Below are 12,262 nucleotides of genomic sequence, written 5' to 3' on the forward strand. Positions count from 1 at the left end.
TTATGAATTCATCGGAACAAGCCGCTCTCACACAAGAACTTAGCAATGATGCTAGAGTGCTGTATTTGCTTGGTCTACGACCTATTGCTGATGAACAAACAGGACTAACCGCACCGTTAAATTACAAGCAGTTAATTGCGCTGTTAAATAGTAAAACCAAAGAATTTACCTTGGGAAGACAAATCAATGGGCTGATTAAAGAGCTCGTTAAACAACAACTGGTAGAAATAGAATCTGACGCCTCTTTAGACAAAAGCTTCAACCAACAACGGGTCCGTTTACCACTACTGAATATTAAACAAGACGACTACCCTAGCCTTCATTTACAATGGAGTGGGATGACGGCAACATGGAAACCACATCAAACTGCCTTTGAAGATTTAGCTTCTTTGGTAGGGATTATTGACAAAGACTACAGCCAACATGAACTGGGTGAATTTATTGCCTATTGGATGGGTCGACCTGAACTACAATTTAGTCAATACCAATGGACCCAGAAATTTGTCTTTCAAATTAAGCAAAGACGGTTAGCAAGTGGCGTTAAAAATGTTCAGAAAGTGGGAAATCAGTGGGTTACTCCTAAAGCAGGTGTTGAAGCTGATGATAACGCTAAACAACTTGTCGCTAAGTATAGTAAGAAATAGCACAGTAAAAAAACAACCATAAAAGAGCAAAAATACGTGGACAGTATCAAACAAAAATTAGATCAATTAGCTAAAGCTTTGGGTAAAACCAATGTTCCTGATACCTATACTGACTACAAAGAGGTGCGAGCGCAATACGAGCATTTAGCCAACGAAGACGTCAAAAAAATGCAGCAAGAAGCCAAACTAAGACGTATTCAAGAAATCCACGGTCGCTCAGATCTCAATCCAAAATGGAACTTCCAAACACTGATAGAAGATAGCGATGACGTAATTGAAGCGGTGAGTATTGCTCAGTCATTTATTGCTGCCCACGATGATCCAATATGGCGTTCAAGCGGCTCACATATGATGATCTTTTATGGTGATTATGGCCGCGGAAAGTCGCATATTGCCGGTGCGATTGCCCACCAGCTAATCGACCAATATGAAATATCAGTATTGTATAGACAACTTTCAAGTCTGCTTGAGATGCGCTTCTTTTCATATGATTACAATGCTACAGATAACGTTGCCGAACAATTTAGAGAAATACAAAAAGAATTGTTGGATGTGGATTTATTAATCCTGGATGAAGTATGCGTTAACGAAACCATGCTTAAAAAGAATACTCAAAGCTGGCTAGGTAACTTGCTGCGACAACGATTGGTGAATAACAAAAATTGTATATTGATTACCAATCACAATTTAGCTGAATTAGAAAATGCGTTGGGTAAATACTGCTTTGAGTCAATTAAGGAATACGATACTTACAAAGTAAAATTTTCCGGTCCTAGCCGCCGCAAAGAAATTATTCCTCAAGCCCCAGAAGCGATGAACGTTAGCAGCGGTTATCAGCCTAATCAGGTAAAATAAACCGCTGTTGCATAGGCTCGGTCATCAACCTCCCCTTTACCAATACTGCGCTGAGGTTCAAATTTAGTCGAGGCTCAGCACTTTTTCAGCGGTGTACTCGTTGGTGATCAATCCGTTTATCATCTTAGACCTAAGCGCGCCCAAAATAGCATCTACCTTTTCTTGACCTGCCGCTATACCAATCACAGGTTTATCAGAACTTACAGCCAAAGGCGTACTGGCAACACGATCATTTACAGCACAGTCTAATAGTTTGCCATTACGGTCAAAGACCCAACTAATGATCTCTCCAACTGCACCGTTTTTTTGCAAATCTTTCAGCTCTTCTTTAGTAATAAATCCATCTAACATCAACGGGGAATGCAAACCAAGATTTCCAATTCCTACGAAGGTAACATCCGCATTAGCGGCTAACGCTAAATTACTGGCAATATTATATTGCGAATGCAATTGTTCTTTTTCTTCTTTGCTGCGAGGTAATACAGGTAAAGGCATTGGGTAATGCTTGGCTTTAATATGTTCTGCCATACGCACTACTACATCGTAAGGAGATGCGGAACCATCTAATGTCATGTTCCCCAACAAAGCGACTATTTTGTGTTGCTCACAGTCCAATGAGGAAAGCTCATCAACACAATCGCGTAAAACCCGACCTGTCCCCATGGCAAGCACTTTGGGTTCAGCCGATTTAAGGTGCTTTTCAATTTCATCTGCACCAGCTTGAGCGAGTCCCAAAGTTGATTCAGAATCATCGCTAGGCACCACTTCACAGGTGGTTAAACCAAAGCGATCTTTGAGTTTAACGCTCAAGTCCATGCACTTAGCAATGGGATGATCTAACCTAACCTTGATTAAGCCCTTACTGACCGACAAAGCAACCATACGTTGAGCTGATTGACGGGATACATTGAGTTTTTTAGCAATTTCGTCTTGGGTTTTACCGGCCACATAATACAACCAACCAGCTCTAGCTGCTTCATCTAGCTTACGCATTTCGGCATTCGTTAACTTAACCACTTTTACCTCGCTATTGGCTTGCTTGAATTGAGAGAGGGAACCAGTTCAAATAACTGCTGCCAATCAAATATTGTTGCCACATTGTTTGCTATATCCGTTTCTAATATGCCTTTATGCTTCAGATGACTTGCGCCAGCGTACTTAATGACCTGCATATTGGCTGCTAGGGCCCCTTGAATACCAGCTTGTGAATCTTCAATCACTAAACAATTTTCTGGCTCTACACCGACTCTAGAGGCTGCGTGCAGAAATATATCAGGGGCAGGTTTGCCATTTTTCACCTCTGAGGAGGTAAAAACCCTATCGCTAAAAAAATCGCTTAAACCGATAGTTTGCAGAGCAAATTTAACTCTTTGCGGGCTGCTACTAGTAGCAACACAACTGTTTGTTTGCAATGCTGCAAGCATATCCTTTAAACCATCGGTAGAAACCAATTCTTGTGCAAACACCTGCAACAATGCAGCTAAATAATTTTCTCGAAACTGCTCAGTTAACGTCACAGAGTAGTCTGTTAACACCCTAGCAGTAACAGATTTAAAGCTTTGTCCGAGAAAATAAGTGTCGAAGTAACTATCAGAGATACTGACACCCAGATCTTCAAGCATTGAAAGCAACACCCGCTTACTCAGAATTTCACTATCGATTAATACCCCATCACAATCGAAAATAACCAAATCAATTGAACAGGGTGAAAGCGAAGTTTGGGTTTGCGTCATGATAGTGTCACCAGTTAAGAAAATTACTACAAGTAGTGTTTTAAGGTATTAGAAGTACCGACATCCCAGAGCATGTTCAACCAATTTGAAAAATCTCGAATAAAGGTATCTTGGCTCCCAAGTGTCCCAAATATATCATGCATTTGCAAAAATATAGATGGATTATCCTTAGCTAATATTGCTTGGTTTATCAGTCTATTAGCTTGTTGATCCTGAATCGTTATAGGGCTATCTGGATCTCCTCCTTGTGCACATAAACGACACCATAATGCAATCACTAATGCTAACCCCTTACAGTCATTTCCTTGACTTAAGTTGGCTTGAATAATGGGTAAAATAAATTTTGGTAATCGATTGGAAGCGTCCTGACACAATCTAGGAACCGTATCCTTTACCTCTGGATTCGAAAAGCGCGATTCGATGAGTGAAAAATACTGATTAAAATCGACTCCAGGTACTGGGTTTAGCGTAGGAATGATTTCTTCACTCACTAATTTTTTAAGGTATTGTCCAATCAACGGGTTTGCCATCACTTGATGCACAAAATTAATACCTAAAAGAGCTGCAGGGTAAGCAATGGCGGCGTGACCACCATTGAGGATTCGCAATTTCATTAATTCGAAAGGTTCGACATTCTCAACAAACTCGACCCCTACCTTTTCCAATGGCGGACGACCATTCACAAAGTCATCTTCCATTACCCACTGACGGAAAGGTTCGCAAAATACCGGCGCATTATCAGTGATTCCAAACAAATCTGTCAGTTTTTCCCGTTCCAAATTAGACGTAGCCGGAGTAATGCAATCTACCATTGAGTTGGGAAATGAAACCTTATCAGCAATCCAATCTGCCAATCCTTGATCGATTTCACAGGCCATTTGCGAAATTACACGTTTAGTAACCAAACCATTGTGAGGAATGTTGTCACATGACATAACAGTAAATGGTGCAATATGATTATCACGGCGATGTTGTAGCGCCTTAATGATTATGCCAAACACCGTTTTGGGTTCACTGAAGTTGGTTATATCCTGCTGAATTTCAGGGTCACTGAGATTAAATCCACCAGTTTTGTCATCCATGAAATAACCGCCTTCAGTAATCGTTAACGACACTATGCGTATTTCACTGTGACTCAAGGCTTGGATTACGCTGTCGGCATCATTTTCAATAAAATCTATCATTGATGCACAAACTTGCGCAGTTAATCCTTTACTATCTAATTCAACAACGGTCGTTAACCAATCTTGCTGTTGAAGTTTATCGCGCATCACCGCATCGAAAGACTTAGTACCAGCACCTCGAATAGCCCAATCTAAGGCTTCGCCAGAATTGAACAGCTGGTGTAAATACATAGCTTGATGTGCACGATGAAAATTACCCACTCCGATATGTACAATCCCTGCTGACAACGAATCCCTGGAATAGTTGGGTTTACCTATATTATTTGGTAATGCTTCAAGTGATTGATAGCACAGTTGAATTGCCATAAAAATTTACTCATTAAAATGCGAGCTTAGGAGCGGACTTTGGCGCCTAAGCTCACTAAAGATTATTTAGCGATTACTGCATTATCGCCCCAAGACAAGGACGCTAAGGTCACACCGTCTTTATCAAAATGCATGATTTTATTTTGTGACGCGGTGAGATTGACAAGATCACCATATTTTAATGGACAATCTCCATCATCTTTAATGGTCAATGTACCAACGCCGTCAACGTGAACATGCAGGAAAGTCTCTGAACCGAGGTGTTCAATAACCCCTACTTTTCCGCTCCATAAACCTTGTTCTTGAGTTACTTTCAAATGCTCTGGACGAACACCTATGCTTCTAGTTGGATCACCCTCAACAGGTTTTACATCAATGAAGTTCATTTTTGGTGAGCCGATGAAGCCCGCAACAAAACGGTTCACTGGATTTTGATATAACTCCATAGGCGTACCCACTTGCTCAATTACACCGCCATTAAATACCGCGATACGGTCAGCCATTGTCATCGCCTCAACCTGATCATGGGTTACATAGATCATTGTTGTTGCTAAGCTCTTGTGTAATTCAGAAATCTCAAGACGCATGTTAACTCTTAAAGATGCATCTAAGTTTGATAAAGGTTCATCGAACAAGAACGCCGAAGGCTGACGCACAATAGCGCGACCAATGGCCACACGTTGGCGTTGACCACCTGACAGTTGCCCTGGCTTACGGTCTAGGTAATCCCCTAAATTAAGAATCTTTGCTGCTGACGCGATTTTTTCTTCGATTTCAGCAGGATCTACTTTTGCTCGTTTTAATGGAAAGGCAATGTTGTTACGAACCGACATATGCGGATACAACGCATATGATTGAAACACCATCGCTAAACCGCGTTTTGCTGGTGGTGTTTTGGTCGCGTCTTTTCCATCTATTTCAATATTACCACTGGTGGTATCTTCTAAGCCTGCAATCATCCGTAATAACGTTGATTTACCACAACCAGATGGACCAACGAACACAATGAATTCACCGTCTTTAATTTCTAAGTCTAACGGCTTGATTACATTTACATCGCCGAAGCTTTTTGTTACTTGTTTTAAGGTAATGCTGCCCATTTCTAAATCTCCTATTTAACCGCGCCGAAACTCAATCCGCGCACTAATTGTTTCTGACTAAACCAACCCAATATGAGAATGGGTACAATGGCCATCGCTGATGCAGCTGATAACTTGGCGTAAAATAATCCTTCTGGACTAGAATAACTGGCTATAAAAGCAGTCAAAGGTGCAGCATTGGCGGCTGTTAATATGAGCGTCCAAAACGCCTCATTCCAGGCTAAAATAACGTTGAGTAATAATGTTGATGCAATACCAGGTAACGCGATAGGCAAGAGCACATGAAATATTTCTTCAAAAATTCCAGCACCATCCATACGCGAAGCTTCAAGGATCTCGTTTGGAATTTCTCTAAAATAGGTGTAGAGCATCCATACCATGATAGGCAAATTGATTAATGTCATCACAATCACCAAACCCAGTTTAGTATCGAGCAATGCAAAATCCCGGAACAACAAATAAATAGGAATTAAGACACCCACTGGCGGTAACATCTTGGTTGATAACATCCACATTAATAGGTTTTTAGTTCGCTTATTTTGCACAAACGCCATTGACCAAGCTGCAGGGATAGCGATTAACAATCCCAACAAACTAGACCCCACAGAAATCACCACAGAATTCCAGAAATGGTCAAAGTAAGGCGAACGTTCTAATACGTCAGAATAGTTCTCGAGCGTCCAATCAAACATAAACAAACTTGGACTGGCTGAAATCGCTTCTGCTTCAGTTTTAAAGCTGGTGATTAATGTCCATAAAATCGGAAAAAATATCATTCCACTTATGGTCCAGGCTAAAACGGTATAAATTACTTTTGATTTATTACTACTATTAATAGCCATTGTTTAGTCCTCCAAGTTTTTGCCGATTAGGCGCATTAGAAAAATAGCGACTATATTGGCGATAATAACGGCAACAATACCTCCCGCGGAGCCTCCTCCAACGTCAAATTGAAGCAATGATTGGGTATAAATCAAATAGGTAATATTGGTTGAGGCATATCCTGGTCCACCGCTGGTGGTCACCAATATTTCAGCGAATATTGACAGTAAAAATATGGTTTCTATCAAAATAACGGCTGTTATTGCCCGTGATAAATGCGGTAAAACAATGTAATAAAATTTACTGAAAGGACCCGCACCGTCTAAATCAGCCGCTTCCAACTGCTCACGATCTAAAGACTGAATAGCCGTCAACAAAATGAGGGCTGCGAAGGGTAACCACTGCCAAGAAACGATGAGAATAATTGACAGCAAAGGAATTTGCGCAAAAAAATCAACAGGCGCTACGCCTATCCAATTTGCAAAGTGAGCGAATAATCCGTTCACCGGATTCATAAACATATTTTTCCAGACTAATGCGGAAACGGTAGGCATTACGAAAAACGGTGCTAAAACCATTATACGTACATAGTTGCGACCCCAAATTGCTTGGTCCAACAATATGGCTAAGCCAATTCCGCCACAGATGGTAATCAACAACACACCGCCGACTAACCAAAGAGTATTAAAAAACGATTCTATAAATGCTGGATCTGTTAGAAAAAATTCGTAATTAAGGAAACCAATAAATTCATTGTTTCCTGGAATAAGAAGATTGTAATCCAAAAACGAGAAATACAATGTCATGCACAGCGGCACTATCATCCACGCCAACAACAATATGACTGATGGAAATAACATTATTCTAGCCAAAGTACGAGATTGTGTTGTTGCCATAACCTAGACCTCTTACAAGTGAAAGTATGGGTAAGTGTAGTTCACTTACCCGCAAAACTAAGTAAAACTACTTAGGGTAACGCGCCTTGCGCATTGCACGTTCAACCAAACGTTGTGAACTTGCTAACGCTTGCTTTACCGTCATTTGGCCAGTCAGTGCTGCCGCAAATTGTTGTCCTACAGCAGTGCCAATACCTTGAAATTCAGGAATAGCAACAAATTGCACGCCTACGTAAGGAACAGGATCAACCGTCGGATTTACAGGATCTGCAGATTGAATTGAATCTAACGTAATTTGTGCAAAAGGAGCTTCACTCATGTATTGAGGATTGTTGTACAAAGAAGCACGAGTACCAGGAGGAACTTTCGCCCAACCTTTTTTCTCAGCAACTAACGCCGAATATTGTTTAGACGTTGCCCAACTAATAAACTTCATTGCTGCATCAGATTTTTTACTGCTTGAAGGGATTGCTAAAGTCCAAGCCCATAACCAATTTCCACGTTTGCCTAAGCCCATATCAGGAGCAAGAGCAAAACCAACTTTATCGGCTACTTCAGAATCAGTTTTGTTGGTAACAAAAGCGCCAGCAACAGTGGCATCGATCCAAATTCCACATTTCCCAGTTTGAAATAAAGCTAAGTTTTCGTTAAATCCATTAGCTGATGATCCTGGAGGACCAGACTCATTCATCACATCCACATAATATTGCAAGGTGTCGTGCCAAGCCTGAGTATTAAACTGTGGTTTCCAATTTTCATCGAACCAACGAGCGCCGAATGAGTTGGACATAGCTGTAATCAAAGCAATGTTCTCACCCCAACCTGCTTTACCGCGTAAACAAAGACCATATACGCCCGCTTCTTTATCCGTCATCGCCTTTGCAGCTTTGCGAATAAATTCCCAAGTGGGCTTTTTAGGCATCTCAAGACCGGCCTTTTTGATTAGATCAGTTCGGTACATCACCATTGAACTTTCGCCATAAAAAGGCGCAGCAAATAATTTATCGTCTACCGATAAACCACTTCTGATAGCGGGTAAAAGATCTTCAATATCGTAATCATCACCAAGGTTATCTAACTCTTTAAGCCAACCTTGATTTCCCCAAATTGGTACTTCATAAGTACCAATAGTCATCACGTCATATTGACCACCACTTGTGGCTACATCTGTTGTCACGCGTTGGCGAAGAATATTCTCTTCTAAGGTGACCCACTTTAGGTTGATACCTGGATTTTTACTTTCGAAATCGCTACTAAGCTCTTTCATCGTAATCATGTCACCGTTATTAACAGTAGCAATGGTGATAGTTTCAGCACTTACCACTGTGCTCAGTGTCATACAGACGGAAGCTAATATAGATAATTTTTTTAACATCGGGTGTACCCCTTATTTTCAAACATTTTTGCCCCATTTAACTAGGCTAAATGGGACGTTTTTATTTTCGCTAGATAACTTAGAACTTAACTGAAATCTCAGATGTGAAACCGTCGAAACCAGTACCAATTTGACCGCCTGAGTTTGCACCTTCGTCTTGGTCAACATATTCAACTTTTAATAGGGTTCTATCGTTGAACCAGTATCCAGCTGCTACTTGAATACGCTCAACGGTATTGTCAGTTTGTTCAATAAGATCTGAAGTATTTTCAGCTTCGGCATAACGAGCAGCCAAGTAGAATTTATTAGGTATTAGGTAATGCTGTGCTTCAAACGTGTAATATTTAACAGATGACTCACCTTTAATTACGCTATTTGAATCGAATGTTGTTCCGGTGGGATCAGCAATACCATCTACACCGAAATAAGTAATGCCGGCGACTGCATTTCCTGCCGCATCAGCAAAAGTATAGTCGTCTTTAGCTTTACCGATCATGAAAATCAAGCTAGTTTCTGGTGTAGGTTGATACGCCAAATTTAATTGCATAATAGACTGGTCAAGACCTGGCATTACACCAACATGGGTATCACGTTCGCTAGAAGGAGAAGCTGAGAAGTTGTAGTTCTCACCATCACCAAAGCGGTAGTTAGTAGTGGTTAAACCATCAAGGCTAGCAATTCCATTTTCAAAACGGAGTTGATCTCCCTGATTAGCTTGTAGAAAATTCAATCCAACTTTAAAACCACCAGCAAACTCTAAGGTACCTTGCAGTCGGTAATTGAACCCTCTATCTTCTTGGAAAGCTTCGCCAAAACTTGACGTTGTAATATGACCGGTAACGTTATACGCCTTGATAATGCCATTATCTAAAGTCTCGCTATAGCTCAATTGCGCACCGTTTTCTGCAGTAGCGTAATCAGTTATACCGTTTCCAATTAGCGCATTTCCTTGGTTGTCAGCACCATCTTGGAAACCTTTAAATTGGAAGGGAGAACCACCGATATTACCTAAACGAAGGGTTAAATTGGCATTTTCGCGAGCCATGCCTGAAAGACCAAGAAGTTCAAACTCAATACCCGCATAATCTTGGTGAAAAGAAAAATCTCTGTCGCCATTATTACCGAAATCATTAGGCTCTTCAGCAATATCAACATCAGCAGTAATGTATTCGTTGATATGGAATTTAAACATCAAGTTAACTCTAATTCGACCGAATCCAGAAGATTGCACTTCATCTACTGGGCGAAATGCACCTTCTTTGGCTTGAATAGCTTGATAATTTTGCATGGCTAAGAAATTTACCTCAGCTAAGCCATCAAGGAATTCAGCTGCATTTACATGAGCAGGGATAGAAGCGGTCATTATAGCTGCTGCAAGCAGGCTCATCTTGCCAAATGCTAGTGGTCGAGAATTAGATTCGAGAAAGCCGTCAGTTCCGTTGATTTTTGAATCGGACAAATTAATTTCCTTTGTGCTGGCCGACAAAACTGATGTTTTATGAATTTTTTTAAACATTGTGAACTCTCTAATTTAGTTACTGATTGGTTTTTAATAATTAAATTTTTGAATGTTTTTGTTCCCAAAATAGCATTCAATCCTCGCCAAAACTGATGGGCAATAAAAAACATAAATGAGCCAATGAAGATATATGGTCATATGCTCACCGTTTGAGCATATTCTTTAAAAAGGGTAATTTAGTCAACCTTTAATTAACAATTATTTTTCATTGGTTAATTTCACAAACCATTTTATTGTCTTTTAAAATAATTTAACTACTTGTTTTATATAATAATACTTTTAAATTAGTGGTTGCGATGAAGTTAAATAATTAATTGAACAATTGTTAAAGAAATTTACTGGATTGATAACAAAATGAAGAGTTTTTGAGAATAAACGAAAGTTTAAAATAGATAAAATAAGTAGAAGGTTAATAAATTAACCCAAATTTTGAGGCGTTTTTTCAACGGTAAAAAACGAAATAATCCAAACCTGTAGCAGGGACTTTAGTCCCTGAAAACTTAGATAAAATATTCCATGGGATAAATCCCATGCTACAAATCCAAAATAACCTCAACCTATAGCAGGGGCTTTAGTCTCTGTGAACATAGATGGAAGAATCAAGAAGATAAATTCCCAATTACAATTTTTTGATGGATATACTGCCGCCACTGGAATGCAACTCCAACGTTGGACCTCCGCCATTAATTTCACCGCGAATAGAATGCTTTTTAACTCGACCATCCACATCAAATTCAGAACGGACTTTGCCACCGCTGGTGGAAGCATCTATATCAATCGCGATAGTATCGAGTAAATAAGCAGTAACAGATCCACCTGAGGTTGAAAGCTCCGCATCTTCACTCGGTTGCTTAGTCATAGTCACACGAATGCTGCCACCCGAGGTGTGGGCGTCAATTGCACCGTGTATCTCTTTGCTCTTAATAGCGCCACCGGATGTTTTTAAAACAACATCACCTGTAATATTTCCAACATTAATATGGCCACCTGAAGTGTGAGCATCAATATCTCCCACTAGATCATCAATATCAATTGAGCCACCAGAGGTATGTAATTCCAAATCAAAGTTTTTAGGCACAGTAATTCTAAATTCAGCTCGAATATCTCTGTTCCACCCCCACTTTTTAAGCTTATTCATTTTACCAATAATATTTACGGTATTGCCTTTCGCTTCTTGGGTAACCTTTAAATCATTGGCATCGTCACCGTCAATATCCACTTCCAAAAGCACGGTATCTTGATTATGGGTATCGATAATTAAACGGCCCACGTCAGTACGTATAAATAAGGTTCCACCACTTTGGGCATCAATACTTTGATTAATAGTTCTTGCAGACAGATTAAAACTCACCAGTAAAACGGCGAGTGATAACAAAGACAATATTTTAGATTGATTCGATTTAAACATAAGGTTCTCTTGTTTGGCTGTGGTATGTAACTAAGTCGCAACAACCAATCAAAAGGTTTAAATGCATTTAATAAAAGATTCCATGGGATAAATCCCATGCTACAAATCCAAAATTACCTCAACCTGTAGCAGCGGCTTTAGTCCCTGAAAACATAGATAAAAGATTCCATGGGATAAATCCCATGCTACAAATCCAAAATTACCTCAACCTGTAGCAGGGGCTTTAGCCCCTGTAAACATAGATAAAATAATCCATGGGATAAATCCCATGCTACAAACCCAAAATTACCTCAACCTGTAGCAGCGGCTTTAGCCCCTGTAAACATAGATAAAAGATTCCATGGGATAAATCCCATGCTACAAATCCTAAATTACCTCAACCTATAGTAGGGGCTTTAGTCTGAAGAATCCCCACAGTAA

General features: G+C 40.0%; 11 protein-coding genes. 2 read left to right on the forward strand and 9 right to left on the reverse strand.

Annotated elements, in window-relative coordinates; all coding sequences use genetic code 11:
• The first annotated feature begins 2 nt into the window (after window positions 1-2).
• Window positions 3-644: a DnaT-like ssDNA-binding domain-containing protein gene (locus KO530_RS02400; RefSeq protein ID WP_216046802.1), complete on the forward strand. Its 642-nt coding sequence runs from the start codon at window positions 3-5 to the stop codon at window positions 642-644.
• A 36-nt stretch (window positions 645-680) separates the two neighbouring features.
• Window positions 681-1,499 (forward strand): ATP-binding protein, encoded by an 819-nt coding sequence (locus KO530_RS02405; RefSeq protein WP_216046803.1) that lies wholly within the window; start codon window positions 681-683, stop codon window positions 1,497-1,499.
• A gap of 63 nt (window positions 1,500-1,562) precedes the next feature.
• On the opposite strand, the gene KO530_RS02410 is transcribed toward KO530_RS02405, so the two are convergent.
• The 9 genes from KO530_RS02410 to KO530_RS02450 all read right to left on the reverse strand — a co-directional run bounded on the left by KO530_RS02410 (window position 1,563) and on the right by KO530_RS02450 (window position 11,842).
• On the reverse strand, window positions 1,563-2,516 hold the full coding sequence (locus KO530_RS02410) for a sugar-binding transcriptional regulator (protein ID WP_216046804.1): 954 nt from the start codon (window positions 2,514-2,516) through the stop codon (window positions 1,563-1,565).
• A gap of 2 nt (window positions 2,517-2,518) precedes the next feature.
• Window positions 2,519-3,232, reverse strand: coding sequence for an HAD family hydrolase (locus tag KO530_RS02415; protein WP_216046805.1), 714 nt, complete (start codon window positions 3,230-3,232; stop codon window positions 2,519-2,521).
• A gap of 26 nt (window positions 3,233-3,258) precedes the next feature.
• Window positions 3,259-4,722, reverse strand: a complete 1,464-nt coding sequence (locus KO530_RS02420; protein WP_216046806.1) for a mannitol dehydrogenase family protein — start codon at window positions 4,720-4,722, stop codon at window positions 3,259-3,261.
• Between the two features lie 62 nt (window positions 4,723-4,784).
• Complete coding sequence (locus KO530_RS02425; RefSeq protein WP_216046807.1) at window positions 4,785-5,822, reverse strand: ABC transporter ATP-binding protein; 1,038 nt, start codon at window positions 5,820-5,822, stop codon at window positions 4,785-4,787.
• Window positions 5,823-5,833: 11 nt separating this feature from the next.
• Window positions 5,834-6,664, reverse strand: coding sequence for a carbohydrate ABC transporter permease (locus KO530_RS02430; RefSeq protein ID WP_216046808.1), 831 nt, complete (start codon window positions 6,662-6,664; stop codon window positions 5,834-5,836).
• Between the two features lie 3 nt (window positions 6,665-6,667).
• Window positions 6,668-7,540, reverse strand: coding sequence for a carbohydrate ABC transporter permease (locus KO530_RS02435; protein WP_216046809.1), 873 nt, complete (start codon window positions 7,538-7,540; stop codon window positions 6,668-6,670).
• Between the two features lie 67 nt (window positions 7,541-7,607).
• Window positions 7,608-8,915, reverse strand: a complete 1,308-nt coding sequence (locus KO530_RS02440) for an ABC transporter substrate-binding protein (RefSeq protein WP_216046810.1) — start codon at window positions 8,913-8,915, stop codon at window positions 7,608-7,610.
• Window positions 8,916-8,994: 79 nt separating this feature from the next.
• Window positions 8,995-10,302, reverse strand: coding sequence for a hypothetical protein (locus KO530_RS02445; RefSeq protein WP_216046814.1), 1,308 nt, complete (start codon window positions 10,300-10,302; stop codon window positions 8,995-8,997).
• Window positions 10,303-11,053: 751 nt separating this feature from the next.
• Window positions 11,054-11,842: a DUF4097 family beta strand repeat-containing protein gene (locus tag KO530_RS02450; RefSeq protein WP_216046811.1), complete on the reverse strand. Its 789-nt coding sequence runs from the start codon at window positions 11,840-11,842 to the stop codon at window positions 11,054-11,056.
• Window positions 11,843-12,262 lie beyond the last annotated feature (420 nt).

This window comes from Aliiglaciecola lipolytica (assembly GCF_018860635.1).
GTDB lineage: Bacteria > Pseudomonadota > Gammaproteobacteria > Enterobacterales > Alteromonadaceae > Aliiglaciecola > Aliiglaciecola lipolytica_A.